Origin of the sequence: Streptomyces sp. NPDC059850, assembly GCF_042731515.1 — a bacterium.
GTDB lineage: Bacteria > Actinomycetota > Actinomycetes > Streptomycetales > Streptomycetaceae > Streptomyces.
The window spans coordinates 160684-185544 of the sequence record NZ_JBHWJI010000012.1; the positions used below are offsets into that span (position 1 = coordinate 160684).

Sequence of the window (24861 nt, forward strand, 5' to 3'; positions counted from 1 at the left end):
CTCTAATGGACGACCACGCCCCGTCATCCGGACGAAGGAAGTGCGGCCGGTGAGCTCGAACGACACCACCACCACGCCCGACAACACCCCACCCGGGACGCCGCCCAAGGACCCCGCGGAGACTTCCGCGGCGCTGTCCGGTCTGCTGCGGGTGCTCGGCGCCATCGAACGCGCGGGCAACAAACTGCCCCATCCCTTCTGGCTGTTCGCCATCCTGAGCGCGCTGCTCGCGGTGGTGAGCTGGGGGCTGGCCGCCGCGGACGTGTCCGCGGACAATCCGGCCGACGGCAAGACCGTGGCCGTCCGCAGCCTGATCTCGGTCGAGGGCGTACGGTCGATGATCACCGACGCGATCACCAACTACGCCACCTTCCCGCCGCTCGGCACCATCCTCGTGGTGATGCTCGGGGTCGCCGTCGCCGACAAGTCGGGGATGCTCACGGCGATGCTGCGGGCCGGGGTCTCCCGCGTCCCGGCGCGCTGGATGACGTTCGCGCTGGCCTTCACCTCGATGGTCGCCCACATCGCCTCCGACGCCGCCTATGTGGTGCTCGTCCCCCTCGGCGGCCTGGCCTTCCGCGCGGTCGGACGCAGCCCGGTGCTCGGCATCGTGGTGGCCTTCGTGGGAGTGTCCGCCGGATACGACGCGAGCCCGCTGATCACACCGATGGACGCGGTGCTCTCCGGGCTGACCACGGCCGCCGCGCACACGGTCGACCCCGGATACACCGTCACCCCGCTGGCCAACTACTTCTTCTCGCTCGCCTCCTCCGTGGTCCTGGCCGCCGTCATCACGCTGGTCACCGAGAAGGTGTCGGCCCGGCAGGTGGCGGCGCTGCCGCCCGAGGCGGAAGAGGGCGAAGCCGACGCGGGCACCGACCCGGTCGCGCTCGACCTGCGCCCCGAGGAGCGCCGCGGCCTTCGCCGCAGCGGGCTGGTCTTCCTGCTCTTCCTCGCGGCGATCGTGGTGGCCATGATCCCGACCGGCTCGCCCCTGCGCGGCGAGGGCGGCAGCATCGTCGAGTCGCCCGTGCTCTCCGGTATCGCCGTGGTGCTCGGCCTGCTCTTCGCGCTCCTCGGCACGGTGTACGGGCGGGCCGCGGGCACCGTGCGCGGCGGCCGGGACATCCCCGACTTCATGGCGCAGGGCATGCGGGAGATGGCGCCGATCCTGGTGCTGTTCTTCGCCATCTCCCAGTTCCTCGCCTACTTCAAGTGGACGGGCGTGGGCCAGGTGCTCGCCATCCGGGGCGCCGACCTCCTCAAGGACCTCGGGGTGACCGGGCCGGTCGCGTTCCTGGGCATCGTGGTGGTGTGCACGGTCATCAACCTGGCGATGACCAGCGGATCGGCCATGTGGGCGCTGGTCTCCCCGGTGTTCGTCCCCATGCTGATGCTGCTGGACGTCCCGCCCGAGGCCACCCAGGCGATCTACCGCATCGCCGACTCCTGCACCAACGCCATCACCCCGATGAGCGCCTACTTCGTGATGGCGCTCGGCTTCCTCCAGCGCTACCGGCGCTCCGCGGGCATCGGCACCCTCGCCTCGCTCACCCTGCCGCTGTCCCTGGCCATGCTGGTGACCTGGACCCTGCTGTTCTACGCCTGGTGGGCGCTGGGCATCCCGCTCGGCCCCGGGGCACCCGTCCGCTGACCGTTCGCCGAGTCACCGAAACCCCCTCCCGGAAGGACCCTTGATGACGCTCTCCGACATCGCCGCCGCGACGGAGCGGGCACTGCCCGAGATGACCGACGACCTGCGGACGCTGGTGGAGCTTGAGACGCCGAGCGACGACAAGCACCTGCTGAACACCGGGCTCGCCGCCATCCACGGCTGGCTGGTGGCACGCCTCGGTGAGCCGGACGGGACGGAGCGCCAGGACTGCGGTCCGCACGGCGATGTGCTGGCGCTCACCTACCGCGGCACCGCGCCCGGCACCGCGCTGCTGCTGTGCCACTACGACACGGTCTGGCCCGCCGGAATCCTCGCCGAGTGGCCCTTCGAGGTGGCCGGTGGCAAGGCGAGCGGACCCGGCGTCTTCGACATGAAGACCGGACTGGTGCAGGCCGTATGGGCGCTGCGGCTGCTGCGCGAGCTGAAGCTGCCGCATCCGACCGTCCGGCTGCTGCTCAACGGGGACGAGGAGATCGGCAGCCCGGCCTCCCGGCCGCACATCGAGCGGCTGAGCGAAGGCGTCCTCGCCACCCTGGTGTTCGAGGCGGCGCAGAACGGGGCGCTCAAGACCTCGCGCAAGGGAGTCGGGCTGTTCGACGTGACCGCGCACGGTGTCGAGTCGCACGCCGGGCTCGACCCGCTGGCCGGAGCCAGCGCGATCCACGCCCTCGCCGAGGCCGTCCCGCACATCACCGCGCTCGGCGCACCGGAGCGGGGCACCACCGTGAACGTCGGGCTCATCAGCGGCGGCACCGGCCGCAACGTGGTCGCCGCCCAGGCGCGCTGCGGCATCGACATCCGGGTCACCGAACCGGCCGAGATGGCGCGCGTCGACGCCGCGTTCGACGCCCTCGCCCCCTCCGACGCGCGGGTGCGGCTGACCGTCAGCGGCGGATGGAACCGCCCGCCGATGGTCCCGAACGAGCCGTCCCGGCAGCTGTTCAAGCAGGCCCACACCCTCGCGGCCGAACTGGGCTGGGAACTGGAGGAGACCGCGGTCGGCGGGGCGAGCGACGGCAACTTCGTCTCCGCGCTCGGCCGTCCGGTCCTCGACGGTCTCGGCGCCCTCGGCTCGGGCGCCCACGCCCGCCATGAACACACCCTGCTCGACGCCGTCCCGGCACGCACCGCCCTCGCGATCGGGCTCCTGCGGGCGCTGGCGTCGGACGCCCCGTAAAGCCTCGTAAAGCACAGAACGCCGCCGCCCGCCGCCGTGACGGTCACTCACGGCGGCGGGCGGACGGGGCGTCAGGAGACCAGGAAGTCGGCCTTGCCCTCCTTGGCGCCCTGGATGAAGGCGGTTATCTCGTTGCGGGTGTAGATGAGCGCCGGACCGTCCGGATCCTTGGACTGACGGATCGCGACCCGGCCGTCGTCCAGCTTCATGACCTCGACGCAGTTGCCGCCGTTGCCACCGCTCCACGGCTTGCGCCAGCCTTCGGTGCCGAGGTCGGTGGCGCGCATGCCGTTGTAGATGCGATCCATGCAGATCAGAGCTCCTTGCGGAAATCACAGAGGATTTCCTTTGTGCGTCGTGCGGTTGCCGCCTGGGCCGCCATGCGGTCCATGGCCTCCAGATGCGAGGCCACCTCGATGCGTTCATCGAGGTAGACGGCGCCGGTGAGGTACTCGACGTAGACCATGTCCGGCAGTTCGGGAACAGCGAAGCGGAAGAGGACGAAGGGCCCGTAGGTGCCCGGATGGTGACCGGAGGCGAACTCCGAGATCTGCAGCGTCACATGCGGCATCTCGGTGCTCTCCAGCAGCCGGTCCACCTGTCTGCGCAGCACCGCGGGCTCGCCGACGGGTCTGCGCAGCACGGTCTCGTCCATCACGACCCACAGCCGGGGCGCGTCCGGGCGGTTCAGCAGCGACTGGCGCTCCATGCGCAGCGCCACATGCCGCTCGGCCTCCCTGGACCCGGCCTTGCCGATGGCGCCGGTCTGCATGACGGCGCGGGCGTACTCCTCGGTCTGCAGCAGGCCGGGGACGAAGTGCGGCTCGTACGCCCGGATCATCTCGGCCGCGCCCTCCAGGCTGACGTGCACGCTGAACCAGTCCGGCAGGATGTCGTGGAACCGCTGCCACCAGCCGGGGCGGTTGGCCTCCTCGGTGAGGGCGATGAACCCTTCCAGCTCCGTGCCGATGACCCCGTAGGCGTCCAGCAGCATCCGCACGTAGGGCACCTTGAGGGCGACCTCGGCGGTCTCCATCCGGCGGACGGTGGCCGGGGCGACTCGTAACACCTGCGCGGCCTGTTCGCGCTTGAACCCCGCCTTCTCGCGCAGCTCCTGCAGGCGTTTCCCGAGGACGACCTGGCCCACGGTCGGAGCCGACCGCGGTTCGCTCACCTTGCTACCTCCCCTGACCCCGTGGCTGATGCCCGCAGTCTGCCATGTCCAGTACGGCCCGGACACACTGCACAAGCAACTCTGCACAATTCAGAGTGTTACTTGCCATGTGTGCGCGGCCATCGCGATAGTTGCGTCATGATCCCGTTACGGAGGCCGCCGTCATCGCGGCCGTTTCGGCGGCACGACGCGGTGGGAGTGGCCGAGCGGTACGGGCCCGAGGTCATGGCACGGCTGCCCCGGGTGGGCTGCGTCCTGGCCGCCGGAGGGCGTTGGTGGTGGATCGTGCCGGCTCAGTCCGACGTCGGCGTCAACTGGCCCTCGGCGGCCGTCTACGCGGTGGGCGCGGTGCCGGACGGTCCGCCGCCCGGGCGGCGGACCGAGCGGGTGGCCGGGGAACCGCGGGTGGTGCACTCGCCGGACGACGGAGTGCCCTACACCCACCCGCTGCTGCTGCACATCGCGGTCTGCGCGGTGGCCGGGGTCTCTCCGGCCTGGCCGCGCGAGGACCGGCGTTCCGGATCATGAGGTGCCGTCGTCCGTCTGCAGGTACGCGGCCGGGCGCGGGTAGCGCATCAGCGCGGGCCCGGAGCCGTCCGGGTCCTTGTCGGCGTCGGCCGGGCGGCTGGGCCGGTCCGGGGCGGAGGCCCGCAGCTCGGCCGGGTCGTAGTCGATGACCTGGGTCTGCTCCGCCGGGGACGGCTCCGGCACGGCGGCGGGCTCGGGCCGGTAGAGCGGGATCTGGTCGAGCGCGGTCTGCTCGGCGGGCGAGGGCCCCTGGGCGTACCCGGCCATCGCGCCCTGCGGCTGGACGACCGGGTTCTGGCCGGTCTCGGCCTGCGCCATCTGCATCTGCGGGGTCTGCTGCTGAGCCTGCGGGAACTGGGTCTGCGGGGTCTGAGCCATCTGCAGGTACGGAGCCTGGCCCTGCGCCGCCTGGGGCTGCGGCGCGGGTGCCTGCTGCATCTGCTGCATCTGGGGCTGCTGCATCGCCGCCTGCTGCATCTGCTGTTGCAGCTGCTGCTGAGCCATCTGCTCGGCCATCTGGGAGGCCTGCTGCATCTGCGGCATCTGAGCCATCTGCGGCATGGACTGCATCTGCGGCATGGACTGCATCTGTGGCATTTGCTGCATCTGAGGCATCGACTGCATCTGCTGCATCGGCTGCTGTTGCAGCTGCTGCTGCGCCGGTACCTGGTACAGCGGCGTCTGGACCGGGGGAGTGGCGACGTACGCGGGTGCCAGCTCGGCGGGCGGCTGCGAGGTCGACTGCGACTGCGCGGTCGACACCGACTGCCCGTACGGGTCGGACTGCCCGTACGCGTCCGAGCCCACGCCCTGCGGCGCGGGCAGGGCGTTCGCCGAGTACAGCTGCTGCTGCGGAGCCGCCTGCTGCATCTGCTGCATTTGCAGGATCTGCTGCATCTGCTGCGGGGTCTGCTGGATCGGCGGCTGGGGTTCGGGAGCGGCGGGGGCCGCGGGCAGCTGCGGCATCTGCTGGTACTGGTAGTCCAGCTGCTGGGCCGGGGCGGAGTAGAGCGGCGCCTGGAGGTCCCAGCCGCTCTGCTGGTCGTAGGCGACCTGGGGGGCGTAGAAGGAGGTCCCGTAGAGCACGGTGCTCAGCCCGGTCAGCAGCCGCTGCACATCCGGCTGGGAGCGCACCACCAGCCGCATGAACTGGCTGCTGCTGCCCAGCTTGTTGCCGCATTCGCGGACCAGGACCCCGTGCTGGGCGAGCAGTTGGTCCCGGACCCAGGCGCCGTCCGTACCGCCCGGGAGTTTGACGAAGACGAAGTTGCCCTGGGAGGGGAAGACCGTCATCCCGGGCAGCCCGGCCAGCTGGGACGTCATCTCCTGCCGGTCGCGGCTGAGCATGCGCAGGCTCTGCACGTACTCCTGCCGGTACCGCTTGAGCATGAAGACGATGACCTCGGCGAAGGAGTTCAGGTTCCACTTCGGCAGCCGGGAGCGGATCTGCACGGCGAGCGCCGGATTGGCGACGAGGTAGCCGAAGCGGACACCGTGCAGTCCGAAGCTCTTGCCGAGGCTGCGCAGCACGATGACGTTGGGACGCAGGATCGCCTCGTCCACGACGCTCGGATAGGCCTCGGCGTCGGCGAACTCCAGGAAGGACTCGTCGATCACCACCAGGTCGAGATCGGACAGCGCGTCCATGAGGCCGATGACGGCCTGGCGGGACAGCAGCCCGCCGTCGGGGTTGTTGGGATTGCAGATGACGGCGACCCGGGATCCCCGGGACCGGACGAACTGGACGAAGGCCTGCGGGTCGAGCTGGAATCCGCTCATCTCCGGGAGCTGGAACATGTCGACCCGCTTGCCGGTCTCCATCGGCTGGTCCGTCCACCGGCCGAAGGTGGGAATCGGCACCGCGAGGCTTTCCTTCACCAGCAGATGGTCGATCCAGGTGATCAGCTCGGTCGAACCGTTGCCCATGGCCATGGTCTGCGGCTGCAGGCCCAGCACATCGGCCAGTTCGGCGGTGATGGTGTCCGCGGAACTCGGGTAGTACGTGAGGATCTCGCGCAGCCTGACCGCCATCACGGCGAACATGGCAGGGGTGGGGAAGTACGGATTGCAGGGGATGCAGAAGTCCACAAGCTCCTGTCCGCCACCCGTGATCCCGGCGCGGTTGAGCGCGAAGAAAGACGGGCTGTGGGCGGTGCCACGGAAGAGTTCCATGGCATCACCGGAATTGCCGACTGCGGCAACAGTCACGGCGGGACCTCCTCGGTCGCAAGGGGTCGTGCAATCACGACCGTTGCGGCTCGTCCCTCGAGCCTGACGCATGATCCCAAAAACGTGGGGGACCTGAGGATTTTCGTGGGGTGTGCGCGAAACCGAGGGACAGATGTTCCCTGATCGAATAAAATTCCGCCCCTCGCTCGGCCTGTCGCCCGCTCGTCCGGAGGGGTGGTGGCGGGCGGAGCGTCAGGCGGGCGCGTCCGGTGGACGCTCGCCGTCGGTGAGGGCGGCCCGGTCCTGGTGCGCTACCCAAACAGCTACCTGAGCACGCGAGGTGAAACCAAGTTTGCTCAAAATGTGCTCAATATGGCCCTCGGCGGTTCGCTGTGCTATCACCAGCGCCGCGGCGATCTCCTTGTTGCTGAGCCCCTGCGCCACCAGCTGGGCGATCTCGGTCTCCCGGGGCGTCAGCGGCGACGGCCGCTCGGGCGCCGCCGCCTCCCCGGTGGGCAGCTCGTCCTCCAGCGCGTAGACCAGCGCCTGGTCGTAAGCGAGCCGGGCGCCCTGCTTGACGGCCGCGTTGTACGCCGGTCTGCCCAGCGCCCGGGCCACGTCCGCCTCGCACTCGTCGTGGTAGTGGGCCAGGTGCCCGTAGCCGGAGAGCGAGGAGCCGACCGACTGCCAGAGAGTCCGTACGATGCCCAGCAGCCGGGCCGACCGCCGGTGGTCCCGGTCGGTGGCGGCGATCCAGGCCAGCACCTCCAGGTTGACCCCCACGCCCAGCGGGTCGTCGAGCGAGCGGTTGAAGGTCAGGCTGTCCTTCTCCAGGGCGGCCGCGCGGGCGGTGTCGCCCTGGCGCCACACCTCGACGCCGAGCGCCATCATCGTGTACGCCCGGTGCCAGCCCTCTCCGTAGGCGTCGCACACCTCCAGGGACTCCTCGCCCAGCGCGATGGCGCGCGGCGAGTCGCCGATGAACGAGTGGGCCAGGGAGAGCCGGATGAGGGCGAGCGCGAGCCCGACCGGATCGCCGGTGGCCCGGTGGCGGGCCACCGCCTCCTCGTAGAGCGCGATCGCGGACGGCGCGTCACCCCGGTACATGGCGACCATGCCGGAGTAGAGCGCCGCGTACGCCAGGACCGGGGCCAGGCCGAGTCGTTCGCCGATGGCCCGGCTCTCCGCCAGCATGGCCGCGGCCGCCTTGGTGTCGGACTGGATGATGGCCAGCCAGCTGTTGGTCCACAGCGCCCGGGCCCGTACCTCGGTCGGCTCGGGGCAGGCGGCGAGGCCCTCGTCCAGCCAGCGGCGCCCCTCGCCGAGGTAGTAGCTGGTGATCCAGTGGTAGAGGAGGTCGGCCGCGATCCCCAGGCCGCAGGTGGTCTCCTCCGGTTCGGCGAAGCTGGACTCCAGGGCGGTGCGCAGATTGGCGTGCTCCAGCTGGAGCCGGGTGAACCACTGCACCTGGGCCGGGCCGAACAGCGCGGCGTGCGCGTCGGCCGCCAGCCGCCGGTAGTAGTCGCGGTGCCGCCGCACCCGGTCGGGCTCCTCGCCGGAGGCGGCGAGCCGTTCGCGGCCGTACTGGCGCAGCGTGTCCAGCATCCGGTAGCGCACCGTGGCGCCGTGCTCCTCGCGCATCAGCACCGACTTGTCCACCAGCTCGGTCACCAGGTCCAGCACGTCCTCGCGGGGGATGCCGTCGCCCGCGCAGACCGCCTCGGCGGCCTCCAGGTCCAGGCTTCCGGCGAACACCGAGACCCGGGCCCACAGCAGCCGCTCCTGCTCGGTGCACAGGTCATGGCTCCAGTCGATCAGCGCCCGCAGGGTCTGGTGGCGGGGGAGCACCGAACGGGAGCCGGTGGTCAGCAGCCGGAAGCGGTCCTCTAGGCGGTCCAGCAGCTGCTGGACGGAGAGGGCGCGCAGCCGTACGGCCGCCAGCTCGATCCCGAGCGGGATGCCGTCCAGCCTGCGGCACACCCGCTCCACGGCGTCCCGGTTGGTGTCGGTGACGGCGAAGCCCGGCAGGATCGCCCCGGCCCGCTCCACGAACAGCCGCACCCCGTCGCACTGGGCCAGTGCCGCGGTGGACAGCCGAGGTCCGGTGGTGTCGGGCAGCGCCAGCGCCGGAACGGCCAGGGTCTGTTCACCGGCGGTGCCCAGCGCCTGGCGGCTGGTGGCCAGGATGCGCAGCCGGGGAGCCGCCCGCAGCAGCCGGTCGGCGAGCAGCGCGCAGCCCTGGATCAGATGCTCGCAGTTGTCCAGGACGATCAGCGTCTGCCGCTCGCGCAGATGGTCGACCAGGACGTCCAGCGGCGGCCGGGCGGACTGGTCCCGGACCTCCAGGGCCTCGGCCACGCTCCGGGCGAGCAGATCCGGGGTCTCCAGGGCGGCCAGCTCGACCAGCCAGACCCCGTCGGCGAACGCCCGGCGGGCCTCCTCGGCGACCCGCAGCGCCAGCCGGGTCTTGCCGACCCCGCCCACTCCGGTGAGGGTCACCAGCCGGGAGGCGGACAGCATGCGCCGGGCCTCGGCCGCCTCGTGCCGACGCCCCACGAAAGTCGTCACCTCGGCCGGCAGCCAGCCTGTCTGCCGCCCGGTCGGGGTGCTCGTCGCCACCGCACCCATCGATGCCTCGCACCAGCCTCGGGCGGGCGGGAGTCCCCCGCTCGGCCCGAACGGTCACTGTCCAGGCTATGCCCGGGGGACGGCTCCCGCAGGTCGCTCGCGGCTTTGTGCACAGGCCGGTTCCACCGAGGGTGAGCGGTAGTCGCCCAGGGCAACCGGGTCGGGGGCGGGTCAGGTAGCCATCCGGGGAGATCTCCCCTCCTCGCCGCCCGGCCCGCCGTCCCATGCTGGTGACCTCGTGAAGAGTTCCGCCGAGAGACGGCGGAAGATCGAAGGTCCGCCATGTGCCTCCATCAGCCCCCTTGTCCTTCCGCCGACGCACCCGATCACGATTCGGCGCGTCTGGTGGCCTCCCACCCCGAGCAGGGGTGGAGTCTGCTCTGCAATGGAGTGGTGGTCTTCGCGGACACGGGTGAACTGCTTCCCGACGGACGCGTCATCCCGGCGCCCCGTGCCTGCCCCGACCAGGCGGGATGAAGCCCGACGAAGGGAGATGCGATTGACGACTCCACGCCTTGTACCCACACGGTGATACGAAAACGGCCCGGGGACGGAACGGTGAACGCCCTCACCACGCCTTCCGCCTCCCGGGCCTCCGCGTGCTCAGGGGCGTCCGTGCGTGTCCGAGCGCGTCCGTGCGCATCTGCGCGCCCGCGATCGACGTTGATCGCCGTGAGGCTGTTCGTGTAGCCTAATGATCGCGTCGAGTAGCGTATTTGTGCGAATTCCACACCACGGGGGTGCGAGGGGGACCACTGTGCTGGACCGGGCCAACGACTCGGGTTTACCCAGCATGCTGGTCGGCCGCACCGGTGAGCTGACGGTGCTGACCAGTCACGCGGAGGCCGCCTGCGCCGGGCGGTCCGGTCTGGTGGTGCTCTCCGGGCCCGCCGGAATCGGGAAGACCAGCCTGCTGCGCGCCTTCCTCGACAGCGACACCTGCGGGAAGATGACCGTCCTGCACGGCACCTGCGGCGAGGTCGTGGCCGGTTCCGGTTACGGCGGCGTACGTGCCCTCTTCGGCCCCCTCGGGCTGACCGCCGACGACGCGGCCGACTCCCCGCTGCTGCGGGGCAGCGCCCGCCGCGCCCTGCCCGCGCTCACCCCCTGCCCCGGCGACGAGGACCCGTCCTCCTCCGCCAGCGCCTTCCCGGTGCTCCACGGGCTCTACTGGCTCGCCGTGAACCTCATGTCGCAGGGCCCGCTCGCGCTCGTCCTCGACGACGTGCACTGGTGCGACGAACGCTCGCTGCACTGGATCGACTTCCTGCTGCGGCGCGCCGACCACCTGCCGCTGCTCGTGGTGCTCGCCCAGCGCACCGAGGCGGAGCCCGTCGCGCCCGCCGCGCTGGCCGACATCGCCGCCCAGCCCCGCTCCTCGGCGCTCCGGCTCGGCCCGCTGACCGACGCCGACGTGGCCGAGATGGCGGAGGAGATCTTCCCGCTCCCCGTCGCGCCGTCCTTCGTCGAGCGCGCCGCCGCCGTCTGCGGCGGCAACCCCCTCACCGTCACCCGGCTGCTGCACGAGCTGCGGGCCAAGGGGGCGCGGCCGGACGACACCGGGATCCGCGAGATCGCCGAGGTCGGCCAGTACGTGGTCGCCCAGTCGGTGCACGCCCTGTTCGCCCGCCAGCCCGGCTGGGTCCGCGACGTGGCCACCGCGATCGCCGTGCTCGGCGAGGAGGGTCCGGAGCACATCGGCGCCCTCGCCGGGGTGTCCGCCGCCCATGTCGAGGAGGCCGTGACGCTGCTGCGCGGCGCCGAGGTGGTGGCGCCGGACCGTCCCGGCCTCACCCATGACGTGGTGCGCTCCGCCGTGCTCGACGCCGCCGGGGCCGACGCCCTGGCCGAACTCCGCGCGCGGGCCGCCCAACTGCTCAGCGACATCGGCCGCCCCGCCGAAGAGGTCGCGGGCCAGGTGCTGCTGGTGCCCGGAGACCCCCAGCCGTGGATGCGCTGGGTGCTGCGGGAAGCCGCCGGCCAGGCCGTGACCCGTGGCGCGCCCGAGGCCGCCGCCCGCTATCTGCGCCGGGTCCTGGAGGCCGAGCCCGACAGTGTGTCCACCCGGGTCCAGCTGGCCGGGGCGCTCGCCGAGACCCACCCGGTGGAGGCGATCCGGCTCCTGAACGAAGCCCTCGAACTCACCCCCGACGTACGGGCCAAAGCGCCCATCGCCGTGCAGCTGGGCATGACCTGCCTGACGGTGCAGCAGTCACCGGCCGCCGTAAGGACGCTCGTCGGTGTACTGGACGCGCTGGAAGCCGAGCTGGGGCCCGACCCCGAACCCCGCGACCACGAACTGCTCACCCTCGTCCGGTCCGCGCTGCTGATCAGCGGATCCGACGAGAAGGCGACCATCACCACCGTCCGGGAGCGGTTCGCGGAGCTGGCCGAACCGGCCGGGGACACGCCCGCGCAGCGGCAGCTGCTGGCCATGATGACCGTGCTCAGCGCCATGGAGGGCACCTCCCCGGAGCGCACGGTGCGCCAGGCCCGCCGCGCCCTGCGTCCCCCGGGGGTGGCGTTCGGCAACTGGTCGCTGCTCTTCTCCGCGTTCACCCTGGGCCTGGCCGACGAGGTCGAGGACGCGCTGGAGGCGATGGACCGCTCGCTGCGGTACGGCCAGGAGAACGCCGCGGTGTGGTCGTACGTCCTCACCCTCTCCACCCGGGCCCTGATCCTGCACGGCCTCGGCGCGATGCCGGACGCGCTGGCCGACGCCCAGACCGCCGTCGAGATCGTCGGCCACGAGCGGTGGGGCAGCCATATGACGATGCCCCATATCGCCCTGGCGACCGTCCTGGTCGACCGTGGCGAGCCCGAGCGGGCCGAAGAGCTGCTGGGCCAGGTCACCCGGCCGAACCTGGATGGGTTCGTCATGGAGTACCACTGGTACATGATGGCCCGCGCCCGGGCCCGCTGGGCGCTGGGCGACGGCCGGACCGCGCTGCGGCTGCTGCTCGACTGCGGCTCGTCCCTGGAGGAGACCGGGTTCGCCAACCCGTGCTTCATTCCCTGGTGGGCCGAGGCGGCCTGGGTGTACGCCGCCGAGAAGCGCGCCGACGAGGCCCGGGACGTCGTCGACCACGGCACCGAACTCGCCCGCCGGTGGGGCACCCCGCGCGCCCTCGGACTCGCCGCGCTCGCCCAAGGCATGACCACCCGTGGCGAGACCGGCGTCGCCCTGCTCACCGAATCCGTCGCGCACCTGTCCGCCTCGCCCGCCCGCGCCGAGCACGCCCGTGCCGAATTCACGCTCGGCGCCGCCCTGCTGGACGCCGGGGACTCCCGTGGCGCCCGCGAGCATCTGCGGACCTCCGCCGACCTCGCGCAGAGCTGTGGCGCGCTGGCGCTCGCCAAGGCCGCCCGGCGGCGGCTGGTCGCCGCGGGCGGCCGGATGCGCGAGATCACCGCCTCCCCGGTGGACCTGCTCACCGGCACCGAGCGCAAGGTCGCCACCCTCGCCGCGGCCGGGTCGGGCAACCGGGAGATCGCGGAGTCGCTGTTCGTCACGGTACGCACCGTCGAGACGCATCTCACCAGCGTCTACCGGAAACTGGGGCTGGCTCAGCGGGCCGAGCTGACGTCGGTGCTGCGCACCCCCAGCATTCCGCACCCGCAGGCTCCGGCGTGGGTGTCCCAGGCACGTGGCCGCACCTGAGCGCGACACCCCGGCGCCGCCCTCCCACGCCTCGACTATCCGTTCGACATATAGTCGTTCCATGCAGCTCAACGGGCTTCCGTTCCCGGGACGGGAACGAGAGCAGGCGGTGCTGGACTCCGTCGTCACCGACCTGGCGGCAGGCCGCCCGTCGGTCGTCACCCTGTCCGGCCGGCCCGGCTTCGGCCGAGGCCCGCTGCTGCGCCGGGCGGCCCGGCTCGCCGAGGAACAGGGGCTGCGCACCCTGACCGCCCATGCCACACGGAGCGAGAGCGAACTGCGCTACGGCGTGGTGCAGCAGCTGCTCACACCGCTGGACGGGCTCAGCGACCGCACGCTGGCGGCCCTCGCCGAACCGGGCCCGGACAGCGGACTGCCGGGCCTCGCCGAACTGCTGCGCGGCGCCCACGACCGGCCGACGCTGCTCGTCGTCCACGAGTTGGACTGGCTGGACCCGGCCTCCCGGCACTGGTTCGACGCCCTGGTGCGGCGGCTGCCGGGGAAGCCGGTCGCGCTGCTGGCGAGCAGCAGAGGCGTCAGCCACCCCGGCTGGTACGGCGGTACCCCCTTCCCCGGCCCGGTCCCCACCCAGCAGCTCGCGCTGTCCGCGTTCACCCTGCGGAACGTCGCCACCATGATCGCCGCGGTCTGCGGACAGCCCGGCGAGGGCGTGTTCACCGAGACGGCGTGGGAGGTGAGCGCGGGCAACCCCATGGTGCTGCACGAGGCGCTGGCCCACTTCACCGCACGCGGCCACCAGCCGGTCGACGGACGGGCGCCGGAGCTGCGCGCGCTCATCGAGGCCGTCTGCGGCGACTACGTCGTCCGCGCGCTCGGCGGGCTCTCCGACACCGCCGTCGCCGTCGTCCGCGCCCTGGCCGTCTGCGGCGAACTCCTCGACCTGCCCCTGGTGTACGCGCTCGCCGGGCCCGGCGCGGCGAGCGAACCCGGACTGGGCGCGGCGCTGGAGGCCAGCGGGCTGGCCACCGCCACCGGCACCGGGCTGCGGCTGTGCTGCCCGGAGGCACGGAACTGGATCCTGGAGGAGATGACCGCCGACGAACGGGCCGACCTGCACGCCCGGGCCGCCGAACTCGCCCACCGGGCGGCCGTACCCGACGAGGACACCGCCCGGCTGCTGCTCGCCGCCCGCCCGCTCGGCGAACCCTGGGCCGTCCACGCGCTGCGCCGCACCGCCACCGCCGCGCTGCGGGCCGGGCACCCCGCCCACGCCATCGCCTGCCTGTCCCGCGCCCTGGAGGAGCCCGGCGACCGCGACGGGCGCGCCCAACTCGGCCTGGAGCTGGCCGCCATCGAGGTGCTGAGCGCGCCCGAGGCCGGCGACCGGCGGCTCACGGAGATCATCCGGACCGGCGGCGACGCACCCGCCCGGACCCGGGTGCGCGCCGCCGACCTCGGCCTCACCCGTGGCGGCGTGGACAGCCTGCGGTCGGCCGTGGCGAACGCGCTGCCCACCGCCCGCGACGGCGAACGGGAGGCCCTGGCCGGGCTGTTACGGCTCGCCGAATCCGGCCGCCACGACGACGCCGACCCGCTGCTGCCCGAGATCCCGCCGCTGCCCGCCCGCCCCACCGACCCGGCGCAGTCCGCCGCCCGCGCCTGGCGACTCGCCCTGCACGGCGAGGACCTGCCCATGGCCAGGGCGCTGGCCCGGCGCGCCTTCACCGGCGAGCCCGGCGGCGACGAACTGATCCTGCCCCGGCTCACCGCCGCGCGGCTCCTGCTCCTGACCGACGACCTGGACGAGGCCGAGGTGCGGCTGGACGCCCTCCACCTCGACCTGCGGCGGCGCAACGCCCGGGCCGCCGCCGGGCTCGTCCTGGCCGTCCGGGGCGAACTGAACCTGCGGCGCGGCCGCCTCGACGCGGCCGAACGGGACATCGCCGCCGCCGGGCGCGCCCTGCCCCACGCCCACTGGCATCCGCACCACCTCCCCTATCTGACGTCGATGCGGATCATCGTCGCGCTGGAGAGCGGCCGCACCGACCAGGCCGGGGAGCTGGCCGCCGCCCCCGTCCCGGCCGAGGCACAGGACGGCGCGGCCTTCGCCCATCTGCTGTTCGCCCGGGGGCTGGTGGCCTCCCGGGACGGCAGACACGCGGACGCGCTGGAGCTGCTCCGCGGCTGCGGACGGCGGCTGCTGAGCGGAGGCCGGGGCAACCCCGCCCTGCTGCCCTGGCGTTCGAGGGCCGCCGGAGCGTGCCACGCGCTCGGCGACCATGAGGAGGCACAGCGGCTGTGCGAGGAGGAGATCGCCCTGGCCCGGCGGTGGGGCACCGCCAGCACCCTCGGCTGGGCCCAGCTCGGCGCCGGGCGGGTGGCCCGCGAGGCCCGCGCCGACCGGCTCCGCGAGGCCGTGCACACTCTGCGCCCCGCTCCCGCCCGGCTGGCCTACGCCGGTGCGCTGATCGAACTGGCCACCACCGAACTGGACGCGGGGGACGGGAAGCCCGCCGCCCCGCTGGTGGCCGAGCTGTTCACGTTCACCACCACCCACCGGCCCTCCAGCAGGCTCGCCGCGCGGGTGCGCTCACTCGCCGAACGGCTGGGACAGCCCGCCGCGCCCGGGCCCGGCCCGCACCCCGCCTGGGCGACGCTGACCGAACCCGAGCGGCGCACCGCGACCCTCGCCGGACTCGGCCACGGCAACCGGGAGATCGCCGAGATGCTGTCGGTGACCCGGCGCACGGTCGAGCTGCGGCTCAGCGTCGCGTACCGGAAGCTGCGGATAGCGGGGCGCGCGGAACTCCACGCGCTGGTACGGGCGACGGAGGGATACGGCACGGATGTTGCTTGAGCGGGACACCGAGGTGGCACAGATCAGGGAAGCCCTGCGCGCCGCCGCCACGGGCACCTCGTCGCTGCTGCTGCTCACCGGCCCGCTCGGCATCGGCCGGACCGCGCTGCTGCAGCGACTGCCCCTGCTGGCGGGGCAGGACGTCCGCGTCCTGCGCGCCAACGCCGCCCCGATGGAGCAGGACTTCGCCTTCGGCGTCGTCCGGCAGCTCTTCGACAGCTTGCTGACCAGCGCCCCGCCCGATGCCTGCGAACGCTGGCTGCGCGAACACGGCGACTTCGCCCGCATGGTCCTCGCCGACGACGCCCTGCCGCTCGGCGAGTGCCGCTCCGTCGCCCTCTCCGAGACGGTGCTGAACGGACTGCGCTCCCTGCTGGCCGACGTCGGCGCCGACCAGCCGTTGCTGATCCTGGTGGACGACCTCCAATGGGCGGACGCCCCCTCGCTGCGCTGGCTCGCCTACCTGGCCAAGCGGCTGCACGGGCTGCGCGCCGTACTCGTCTGCGCCCTGCGCGACGGCGATCCACGGGCCCGGCAACTGACGCTGCGCGAGATCACCGACTCCGCGCAGCGGGTGCTGCGCCCCGGGCCGCTGTCCCTCGGGGCCACCAGGGAGATGGTCCTCGACCAGTTCGGCGAGCCCGGCGACGAGGAGTTCGCCCGCGCCTGCCACGAGATCTCCGCGGGCAACCCCCTCTTCCTGAGGTCGGTCCTGGTGGCCCTCGCGGCGGCCGGGCACCGCCCCCACGCCGGGCACACCGACGCGGCCCGCCGGCAGCGCCCCACCCAGCTGCGCGAGTGGCTGGCCGGCTGCATGCGCACCCAGCCGCGGTCGGTACGGGACCTGGCCGCCGCGATCGCCGTCCTCGGCGACCAGGGCGAACCCGAACTCATGGCCCGGCTGGCGGGCCTCGACCCGATCGGCTTCGCCGCCGCGCTGCGTGTCCTCGGCCAACTCGGCCTGCTGGCCGCCGATCAGGAGCCGCGCTTCCTCCACCGCGTGGTGCAGGACGCCGTCGAGTCCTCGATGACCGTCGCCGAGCGCGAGCGGCTGCACGACGCCGCCGCGGCCCTCCTCTACCGCAACGGCTCCTCCGCCGAACTGGTCGCCGCCCAGCTGATGGCCGTCACCGCCTCACAGCACCCGTGGGCGGTCGAGGTGCTGCGGGCCGCCGCCGAGACCGCGCTGCGCCGGGGCGCGCCGGACATCGCCACCCGCTATCTGCGGCGCGCCCTGCTGGACGCCGGGCTGTCGGGTGAGAGCCGGGGGCGGCTGCTGATCGACCTGGCCACCGCCGAGCGCGGATTCGACCCCGCCGCCTGCGAACGCCACATCTCCCAGGCGATACCCCTGCTGCCCACAGCACGCCACCGGGCCGCCGCCGCCCTGCGGATCTCCCCGGCCATCGTGGGCACGGTGCCCCCGGCCGTCATCGACCTGCTCCAGCAGGTCGCCGAGGACCTCGGCCCGGCGTCCGCCCTCGACGGCTCGGCGCGCGACGTGGCCCTGCGGCTGGAGGCGCGGCTGCGGCACGCCGGGCACGAGGACCCGGCGGGGCTGGCCACGGCCGTGGAGCGGCTGTCGGCGATGGGCGAGGAGCCGCCGCTCGGCTCGACCGCCGAACGTGAGCTGGCCGCCGTCCTGCTCAACGCCGCGATGCTCACGACCCGGCGCCCGGCGGCCGAGGTCGCCCGGCTCGCGGGCCGCGTCCTGGAGCGGGAACCGGCCACCGAGGACCGGGCCCACTCATCGCTGCCGCTGGTGGCGGTCGCGCTGGTCGCCGCCGACTCGGTACGCGGCATCACCTCCTGGCCCGCGCCCGAGCGCGACTCCCCACGGCAGGACGTGACGGCCGTCGACGCGCTCGTCCACGCCGAGCAGGCGCTGATGCTGGTGGCGCGCGGCCGGGCGGCCCGGGCCCGGGAGTCCGCCGAGCGCGCGATGCGGCTGGCCGGGGCGCACTGGCAGGAGGCCGGGATCCTCGCCACGGTCGCCCTCACCAGCGTCGCCCTGGAACTCGGCGACGCGGACCTGGTCGAAGGGCTGCTGGACGAGGCCGGGCGGCGCCGGTCCGCGAGCCTCGCGTTCACCGCCTCGCTCCAGCTCCTCAAGGCGTCCCAGGACGCCCGGCACAGCCGCTGGACCAGCGCGCTGGACACCCTGCTGGGCTGCGGCCGGCAGCTGGAGGCGGCGGGGTGGCGCAATCCCGTCCTCTTCCCGTGGCGGCCCTGGGCGGCCGCCCTCCAGCACCGCATCGGAGACTCGCGCGCGGCGCTGGCGCTCGCCGAGGAGGAGCACGCCCGGGCCGAGGCCTGGGGCGCCCCCGTCGCGCTCGGCCGCGCCCTGCGGCTCAAGGGCCGGATGCACGACGGCGCCCAGGGCACGAACCTGCTGCGCGAATCGGCCGACGTGCTGCGCGCGTCCGCCAACGAACTCGAACTCGCCCGCTCGCTCGCCCTGCTGGCCCGGCGGCTGGACGCCGGTCCCGAGGCGGCGGCCCTGCAACGGGAGGCCGGAGCCCTCGCCGCGGTCTGCGGCGCGCCCTGGCTGATCGAGTCGGCCGAACACCGGCGCGGTGCGGCGCCCCCGCGGCCGGAGGCCGCCCTGACCCGTACCGAACGCACCGTGGTCTCCCTGGCCGGTGGCGGCCTCACCAACCAGGAGATCGCGGGCCAGCTCGGCGTCACCTCCCGCGCGGTCGAGAAGCACCTCACCCACGCCTACCGCAAGCTGGACATTTCCGGCCGTCGCCAGCTGATGGAGATCCTGCCCCGCCTGGATTCGGAAATCCTGCGTTAACGCCGCTAATTCAACGGGTGTCCAACCGGCTTCGGCCGGGCTTCCGGCATGCCCGCGCACCGGCCGTACGACGCGTTCGTTCCGGGCAAGTTTCGCAGGTCGCCGAACCCACCGAACCGACCACCGAAGCCCTTCGGTACGGACCGAACCTCGGAGGTACGGGACCACAGGATTGGGCGACGCGAACCTGCTGACGTTGACTCATACGTATGGATCTCCCTAGTCTCCATAAAAAGCTTTCGAATTGAATAACCGCGGTTTTCACCCCCGGTCATTCGCACCCGGTCATTGATAAACAGGAAGGGATGGCAGTCCCTTGGCAGTTTCCGCTCTAGCAGATTCGGCTCGGCCAACTCCCCGCGAACTCGAATGCGACCAGATCGAGTACGCGGATCTTCTGCGCCAGTTCGACCAGCCGGGGGCGTGTGTCGTCTGCCTCGACCCGTCCCTGACGGTCCGGCAGGCGAACCAGGAGTTCTTCCGGCAGTTCGACGACGACTCCATGAGCGTCTGCGGCCGCGACTTCTGCGATCTGGCGCATCCCAGCGCCCAGCAGGCACTGCACCGTCAGCTCTCCCGGCTGGCCGACGGCACCCGCCATCGGTTCGCAGGTCAGGTGGTGGTCGTCAGCGCCCAGGGCACCGCCTTCACCAGCGCGCTCACCGCGGTCGCCGTACGCGAGGGCACCTCGCACGTCGCCTCGCTGCTGGTGGTGCTGCGGCCCGTGGCAGGCGGTCAGGAGCTGGACATGGTGACCAGCCGCAAGAAGATCCTCAGCGAAATCGAGGCGCGCATTCTGGAAGGCATCGCGGCCGGACTCTCCACCATTCCGCTCGCCTCCCGGCTCTATCTCAGCCGACAGGGCGTCGAATACCACGTGACGCGTCTGCTCCGTAAGCTGCGGGTCCCCAACCGGGCGGCCCTGGTCTCCCGCGCCTATTCCGTGGGCGTCCTCAACGTGGGCTCCTGGCCGCCGAAGGTCGTCGACGACTTCGTGAAGTGAGACCGGCGGTGACGTGATCCGGCAGCCGCCACCCGGCGGCGTTACGGGGGGCCGGAGCCGCGGGCGAGCCGCAGCACGCTGAACGCGGTGAGCGCCACATGCAGCTGGGTGCGCTGCTCACCCGACTCCAGATCGCAGCCGAGCACCCGCTCGATCGCGTGCAGCCGCTGGTAGAACGCCTGCCGTGACAGGCTCGCGCGCTTGGCGGCCACCGTCTTGTTGCCCGCCGCGTCCAGATAGGCGTGGAGGGTCGCCAGCAGATCGGTGCCATGCCGCTCATCGTGATGCACCAACCGGCCCAGCTGCCGTTCCACGTACTCCTGCACCCGCACATCGCCGCGCAGTGCGTACAGCAACTGCCGCAGCCCGATATCGCTCAGCTCATGGAACGGCTTGTCCGCGGTGCCCGGGACGGCGGCGTCCGCGACCCGCGCGGCCTGCTGGAAGGAGCGCGCCGTCTGCGACAGGTCCGACACCTCGGAGCCCACGCTGACGACCGCGTCCGGATCGGACTCCCGTACGGACCGGCCCAGCCGCTCCACCAGCGGCCGCCAGGGCGTGGCCGGATGGAACGCGAGCAGCACCCCCAGATGATCGCCGGGCACCGTGCCGGTCAGCACCGCGGCACCGGTCGCGGCCATCTCCTCGGTCAGCCGGTCCTCCAGCTCGCCCGGCTCCTCGCCGCCGGGCCCCGGGGTCAGCGTGACGAGTACGACGATCAGCCGCCGCCCCATGACCCGCATGCCCAGCGCCTCGGCCCGGGCCCGCGCCTCCCCGGCCGAGCGGCAGCGCTGCTCGACCAGATCCAGCAGCAGCGTGCGGTGGGCGCGCCGCTCCCACCGGGTGTGCTGGGTCAGCCGGGCGATGGTCAGGGCGGTGGCCGTACGCTCCAGCACCATCGCGTGCTCGGGACCCACCGCCGGGGTGCCCGAGGCATCCGGCAGCATGACCAGCCGCCCCCAGCGCTCGCCCCGGTACTCCACGGCCGTGACCAGCCAGTTCTCCGGGCCGCGCAGCTCGGTGCGGTCGGGCGAGGGCGTACCCCTCGACCGCCGGTCCCAGCCGGTCAGCACCCCCTCGACGGCCTGGCCGGGCGAACCGCAGATCACGGCCCGGTGGACCAGGTTCTCCAGCACCACCGGATGGCCGCTCAGCTCGGCGGCCATGCCCACCACCTCGTCCGGCTCGGCGCCGCGCAGGGTCAGCGCGGTGAAGGTGTCATGGACGTCCTGCGCCCGGCGCAGGGTCTCGATCTGGCTGCCGATGATCATCGAGTGGACGATCTGGGTGACCTCCACGAAGTTCACGTTCCCAGGCAGCAGGACGAGCGGGAAATCGCGGGCCCGGCAGGCCTCCACCAGCTCCGACGGCGGCTCGTGGTAGCGCCGGACCAGCTCGATGACCAGGCCCGCGGCACCGATGTCCGCCAGCTCCTCCACGTAGCGGCGCACCAGCGCCGGGTCCTCCGGCAGCGGCATCCCGGTGGTGAGGACCAGCTCGCCGCCCTTGAGGAAGGACGCCGGGTCGAGCAGTTCGGTGATGTGGACCCAGCGGACCGGACGGGACAGCTGATCATGGCCGGACACCACTTCCGGATGCCCGGCGGCCAGTACCGGCAGCCGCAGCGCGTCGCCGAGGGTGAGCGGAGCGGAGCCGTTCATGCAGGCCACTCTGACAAGCGGGGCAGGCGGGCGCAACCATGAGCGGGGGGTCTCCTTGACAAAGTGTCCACCCGGTCCCGGTTGACAGAACGTCCATCCCGATCACCGGCCCGCGACACAATGATCATTGTCTTTCCCCGGTCCGCTCCCGCAGGCTCGAAGAAGTCTCCGGAAGAGTCTTGAGGCGATTCCGGGAGCACACCGGTCCACCGCCGTCCCCGTGGGTGTTGGGAGAGATCATGAGCAATCTGTCGCCGCAGCTCCGCCAGGCCACTCCGGTAGTAGCCGTCAGCGGAGAGGGGGTCTACCTCCACGGCGAGGACGGACGGCGCTATCTGGACTTCACCGCGGGCATCGGTGTCACCAGCACCGGCCACTGCCACCCGCGGGTCGTCGCCGCGGCCCAGGAGCAGGTCGGCACCCTCATCCACGGTCAGTACACGACCGTCATGCACCAGCCGCTCCAGCGGCTGACCGCCAAGCTCGGCGAGGTGCTGCCCGAGGGCCTCGACAGCCTCTTCTTCACCAACTCCGGCAGCGAGGCCGTCGAGTCCGCGCTGCGCCTCGCCCGCCAGGCCACCGGGCGGCCGAACGTCCTGGTCTGCCACGGCGGCTTCCACGGCCGTACCGTCGCCGCCGCGTCCATGACCACCTCCGGGACCCGCTTCCGCTCCGGCTTCTCGCCCCTGATGAGCGGCGTCGTGGTGACCCCGTTCCCCACCGCCTACCGGTACGGCTGGGACGAGGAGACCGCGACCCGGTTCGCGCTGAAGGAGCTGGACTACACCCTGCAGACCATCTCCTCGCCCGACGACACCGCCGCGATCATCGTCGAGCCGGTGCTGGGCGAGGGCGGCTACGTACCCGCCACCGAGGGCTTCCTGCGGGGGCTGCGCGAGCGGGCCGACCGCCACGGCTTCCTGCTCATCCTGGACGAGGTGCAGACCGGCGTCGGCCGCACCGGCCGGTTCTGGGGCCATGACCACTTCGGGATCCGCCCCGACATCCTGGTCACCGCCAAGGGCCTGGCCAGCGGCTTCCCGCTGTCCGGCATCGCCGCCTCCGAGGAACTGATGGCCAAGGCCTGGCCCGGCTCCCAGGGCGGCACCTACGGCGCCAACGCGGTGGCCTGCGCCGCGGCCGCGGCCACCCTCGACGTCGTACGGGACGAGAACCTCGTCGCCAACGCCGACGCCATGGGCGCCCGGCTGCGCTCCGGCCTGGAGGACATCGCCGCGAAGACCCCCGCCATCGGCGACGTCCGCGGCCTCGGCCTCATGCTGGCCAGCGAGTTCGTCACCGAGGACGGCGAACCCGACCCGGCGACCGCGGGCCGGGTGCAGCGCGCCGCCGTGGACGAGGGCCTGTTGCTGCTCCTGTGCGGCGCCTGGAACCATGTGGTCCGGATGATCCCCGCGCTGGTCGTCGACGAAGCGGCGATCGACGAGGGACTGCGCGCCTGGTCCGCCGCCGTGAGCGCCGGAACCGCCACCGCCTGACGCGGCCCCGGGCCGTCCATCACCCTCGGGAACCCCGGCCGCCGCCCGCCGCCCGCGCGGGCGGCGGCCACAGAAGGAGATTGCCGCTATGTCTGCCCTGCCCACCCCTTCGTTCCCCGCAGCGGGCGACGTCCTCGCGACGGTGTCCAAGAAGCTGTACATCGCCGGGTCCTGGTCCGACGCGGCCGGCGGCCTGACCATGCCGGTCGACGACCCGGCCACCGGCGAGGTGCTGTGCGACGTCGCCGACGCGAGCCCCGCCGACGGACAGCGCGCGCTCGACGCCGCCCTGGACGCCCAGGAGAAATGGGCCGCCACCGCCCCGCGCGCCCGCAGCGAGATCCTGCGCCGCGCCTACGAACTCATCCTGGAGCGCGCCGACGCGCTCGCCGCCCTGATGACGGCCGAGATGGGCAAGCCGCTGGCCGAGGCGCGCGGCGAGGCCGCGTACGCCGCCGAGTTCTTCCGCTGGTTCTCGGAGGAGGCCGTCCGTATCGACGGCGGCTACGCCACGATGCCCGACGGCAAGAACCGCATGCTGCTCATGCGCCGTCCCGTCGGCCCCTGTCTCCTCGTCACCCCGTGGAACTTCCCGCTGGCCATGGGCACCCGCAAGATCGGCCCGGCGATCGCCGCGGGCTGCACCATGGTGCTCAAGCCCGCCCCGCAGACCCCGCTCTCCTCGCTCGCCCTCGCGGGCATCCTGGAGGAGGCCGGACTGCCCGCCGGGGTGCTCAACGTCGTCACCACCTCGCGGGCCGGTGAGGTCGTCGAGCCGCTGCTGACCGGCGGCCACATCCGCAAGCTGTCCTTCACCGGCTCCACCCAGGTCGGCCGCGTCCTGCTCGCCCAGTGCGCGCCCGCCGTGGTCCGTACCTCCATGGAACTCGGCGGCAACGCGCCCTTCATCGTCTTCGACGACGCGGACCTCGATGTCGCGGTCGAGGGTGCCATGACCGCCAAGATGCGCAACATGGGCGAGGCTTGCACCGCCGCCAACCGCTTCTTCGTCCACTCCTCCGTGGCCGCCGAGTTCGCCGACCGCCTCGCCCGCCGCATGGGCGCCCTCGACGTCGGCCCCGGCAGCCGCCCCGGCGTCGACGTCGGCCCGCTGATCGACCGCGCGGGCCGCACCAAGGTCGAGGACCTGGTCGCCGACGCCGTCGCCCGCGGCGCCGAGGTCCTGGTCGGCGGCGCCACCCCCGACGGCCCCGGCTGCTTCTACCCCCCGACCGTGCTCACCGGCGTGTCCCCGGCCAGCCGCCTGATGGAGACCGAGATCTTCGGCCCGGTCGCCGCCATCCTCACCTTCGAGGACGAGGACGAAGTCGTCGCCACCGCCAACAGCACCGAATGGGGCCTGGTCGGCTACGTCTTCACCCGCGACCTCAACCGCTCGCTGCGGGTGAGCGAACGCCTGGAGGTCGGCATGGTCGGCCTCAACACCGGCCTGGTCTCCAACCCGGCCGCCCCCTTCGGCGGCGTCAAGCAGTCCGGCCTCGGCCGCGAGGGCGGGCGCGTCGGCATCGACGAGTTCCTGGAGTACAAGTACATCGCCACCCCCGCGTAGCTGATCCCCTACCCGCCCCTTCCCGAACCCAGGGCGCTCCGCCCCTGGACCCCGCCCCCGCCCGGCCTGGACGGCGGTCTGGGGGCCCGTATCCGGGGGACATGGGCGTGGCGGACGTTGGTGTTCCGGGTCACCGGGTCGATAGCGGCCAGGTGACCATCGGGCGGCCCGGAGGCGGGGACCCGGGCGGGCCCTTAACCTCCCGAATACCAGCCCGTCCGGCGATTGAGGACCGGAGCCCTGGTTGCGGGGAGGGGCGGCGTAGGGGAATAGGCCCAGCGCCCGGCCAGGTGGTGTGGGAACCGGCGCCCTCTGCGGCGCCGGGGCTTGGGGCGGGTGGTCTGCGCTTCAGCCTGTCCGGCGTTTGAGGACCGGGGTCCGGGGCGGAGCCCTGGTTGCGGGGAGGGGCGGGTAGGGGGAAGACCTCCGCACTCTGCCGGGTGGCCTGCGACTCAGCCCGTCCGGCGATTGAGGACCGGGGGCTGGGGCGGAGCTCCA

The 24861-nt window shown here is 72.8% G+C and carries 15 protein-coding genes; 10 read left to right on the plus strand and 5 right to left on the minus strand.

The genetic code is table 11. From position 1 onward, the window contains the following. Positions 1-49: 49 nt before the first annotated feature. Both ACFV9T_RS12770 and ACFV9T_RS12775 read left to right on the plus strand, forming a co-directional pair. A complete protein-coding gene (locus ACFV9T_RS12770) occupies positions 50-1654 on the plus strand; it encodes an AbgT family transporter (RefSeq protein ID WP_385439256.1) in 1605 nt (534 codons plus the stop codon). A gap of 43 nt (positions 1655-1697) precedes the next feature. Further along, positions 1698-2852, plus strand: coding sequence for a M20 family metallopeptidase (locus ACFV9T_RS12775; RefSeq protein ID WP_385439258.1), 1155 nt, complete (start codon positions 1698-1700; stop codon positions 2850-2852). 71 nt (positions 2853-2923) lie between these two features. Here ACFV9T_RS12775 and ACFV9T_RS12780 read toward each other — a convergent pair whose 3' ends face one another. Both ACFV9T_RS12780 and ACFV9T_RS12785 read right to left on the minus strand, forming a co-directional pair. Further along, on the minus strand, positions 2924-3160 hold the full coding sequence (locus tag ACFV9T_RS12780) for a DUF397 domain-containing protein (RefSeq protein WP_385439260.1): 237 nt from the start codon (positions 3158-3160) through the stop codon (positions 2924-2926). A 5-nt stretch (positions 3161-3165) separates the two neighbouring features. Then, the gene (locus tag ACFV9T_RS12785; protein ID WP_385439263.1) at positions 3166-4026 is read right to left on the minus strand and encodes a helix-turn-helix domain-containing protein; all 861 of its coding nucleotides are present in this window, start codon (positions 4024-4026) and stop codon (positions 3166-3168) included. A 138-nt stretch (positions 4027-4164) separates the two neighbouring features. Here ACFV9T_RS12785 and ACFV9T_RS12790 point away from each other — a divergent pair, with 138 nt between their 5' ends. Further along, the gene (locus tag ACFV9T_RS12790; protein ID WP_385439265.1) at positions 4165-4554 is read left to right on the plus strand and encodes a hypothetical protein; all 390 of its coding nucleotides are present in this window, start codon (positions 4165-4167) and stop codon (positions 4552-4554) included. Here ACFV9T_RS12790 and ACFV9T_RS12795 read toward each other — a convergent pair. Together ACFV9T_RS12795 and ACFV9T_RS12800 are read right to left on the minus strand one after the other, a co-directional pair. Continuing rightward, on the minus strand, positions 4549-6726 hold the full coding sequence (locus ACFV9T_RS12795; protein ID WP_385439304.1) for an aminotransferase class I/II-fold pyridoxal phosphate-dependent enzyme: 2178 nt from the start codon (positions 6724-6726) through the stop codon (positions 4549-4551). The genes ACFV9T_RS12790 and ACFV9T_RS12795 overlap by 6 nt on opposite strands. A 249-nt stretch (positions 6727-6975) precedes the next feature. Further along, positions 6976-9351, minus strand: a complete 2376-nt coding sequence (locus ACFV9T_RS12800; RefSeq protein WP_385439267.1) for an ATP-binding protein — start codon at positions 9349-9351, stop codon at positions 6976-6978. A gap of 282 nt (positions 9352-9633) precedes the next feature. Here ACFV9T_RS12800 and ACFV9T_RS12805 point away from each other — a divergent pair, with 282 nt between their 5' ends. From ACFV9T_RS12805 to ACFV9T_RS12825, 5 genes are all read left to right on the plus strand, one after another. Beyond that, a complete protein-coding gene (locus ACFV9T_RS12805) occupies positions 9634-9828 on the plus strand; it encodes a DUF5999 family protein (protein ID WP_385439270.1) in 195 nt (64 codons plus the stop codon). Between the two features lie 316 nt (positions 9829-10144). Continuing rightward, positions 10145-13012: an AAA family ATPase gene (locus ACFV9T_RS12810; RefSeq protein ID WP_385439272.1), complete on the plus strand. Its 2868-nt coding sequence runs from the start codon at positions 10145-10147 to the stop codon at positions 13010-13012. Between the two features lie 61 nt (positions 13013-13073). Then, positions 13074-15830: an AAA family ATPase gene (locus ACFV9T_RS12815; RefSeq protein WP_385439274.1), complete on the plus strand. Its 2757-nt coding sequence runs from the start codon at positions 13074-13076 to the stop codon at positions 15828-15830. Then, positions 15820-18630: an AAA family ATPase gene (locus ACFV9T_RS12820; RefSeq protein WP_385439277.1), complete on the plus strand. Its 2811-nt coding sequence runs from the start codon at positions 15820-15822 to the stop codon at positions 18628-18630. Before ACFV9T_RS12815 ends, ACFV9T_RS12820 begins: the two co-directional genes overlap by 11 nt. A gap of 397 nt (positions 18631-19027) precedes the next feature. Continuing rightward, complete coding sequence (locus ACFV9T_RS12825; RefSeq protein ID WP_385439306.1) at positions 19028-19633, plus strand: LuxR C-terminal-related transcriptional regulator; 606 nt, start codon at positions 19028-19030, stop codon at positions 19631-19633. A gap of 41 nt (positions 19634-19674) precedes the next feature. On the opposite strand, the gene ACFV9T_RS12830 is transcribed toward ACFV9T_RS12825, so the two are convergent. Next, positions 19675-21294: a PucR family transcriptional regulator gene (locus ACFV9T_RS12830; RefSeq protein WP_385439278.1), complete on the minus strand. Its 1620-nt coding sequence runs from the start codon at positions 21292-21294 to the stop codon at positions 19675-19677. 239 nt (positions 21295-21533) lie between these two features. Here ACFV9T_RS12830 and ACFV9T_RS12835 point away from each other — a divergent pair, with 239 nt between their 5' ends. Then, positions 21534-22793 (plus strand): aspartate aminotransferase family protein, encoded by a 1260-nt coding sequence (locus tag ACFV9T_RS12835; protein ID WP_385439281.1) that lies wholly within the window; start codon positions 21534-21536, stop codon positions 22791-22793. A gap of 88 nt (positions 22794-22881) precedes the next feature. Next, complete coding sequence (locus ACFV9T_RS12840; protein WP_385439282.1) at positions 22882-24363, plus strand: NAD-dependent succinate-semialdehyde dehydrogenase; 1482 nt, start codon at positions 22882-22884, stop codon at positions 24361-24363. Positions 24364-24861 lie beyond the last annotated feature (498 nt).

Excerpts from the sequence above, each read along its gene's own strand:
- ACFV9T_RS12795 (WP_385439304.1), bottom strand. The coding sequence starts at position 6,726 with ATGGAACTCTTCCGTGGCACCGCCCACAGCCCGTCTTTCTTCGCGCTC.
- ACFV9T_RS12780 (WP_385439260.1), bottom strand. The coding sequence starts at position 3,160 with ATGGATCGCATCTACAACGGCATGCGCGCCACCGACCTCGGCACCGAA.
- ACFV9T_RS12800 (WP_385439267.1), bottom strand. The coding sequence starts at position 9,351 with ATGGGTGCGGTGGCGACGAGCACCCCGACCGGGCGGCAGACAGGCTGG.
- ACFV9T_RS12830 (WP_385439278.1), bottom strand. The coding sequence starts at position 21,294 with ATGAACGGCTCCGCTCCGCTCACCCTCGGCGACGCGCTGCGGCTGCCG.
- ACFV9T_RS12840 (WP_385439282.1), top strand. The coding sequence starts at position 22,882 with ATGTCTGCCCTGCCCACCCCTTCGTTCCCCGCAGCGGGCGACGTCCTC.
- ACFV9T_RS12815 (WP_385439274.1), top strand. The coding sequence starts at position 13,074 with ATGCAGCTCAACGGGCTTCCGTTCCCGGGACGGGAACGAGAGCAGGCG.
- ACFV9T_RS12835 (WP_385439281.1), top strand. The coding sequence starts at position 21,534 with ATGAGCAATCTGTCGCCGCAGCTCCGCCAGGCCACTCCGGTAGTAGCC.
- ACFV9T_RS12790 (WP_385439265.1), top strand. The coding sequence starts at position 4,165 with ATGATCCCGTTACGGAGGCCGCCGTCATCGCGGCCGTTTCGGCGGCAC.
- ACFV9T_RS12810 (WP_385439272.1), top strand. The coding sequence starts at position 10,145 with ATGCTGGTCGGCCGCACCGGTGAGCTGACGGTGCTGACCAGTCACGCG.
- ACFV9T_RS12805 (WP_385439270.1), top strand. The coding sequence starts at position 9,634 with ATGTGCCTCCATCAGCCCCCTTGTCCTTCCGCCGACGCACCCGATCAC.
- ACFV9T_RS12820 (WP_385439277.1), top strand. The coding sequence starts at position 15,820 with ATGTTGCTTGAGCGGGACACCGAGGTGGCACAGATCAGGGAAGCCCTG.
- ACFV9T_RS12775 (WP_385439258.1), top strand. The coding sequence starts at position 1,698 with ATGACGCTCTCCGACATCGCCGCCGCGACGGAGCGGGCACTGCCCGAG.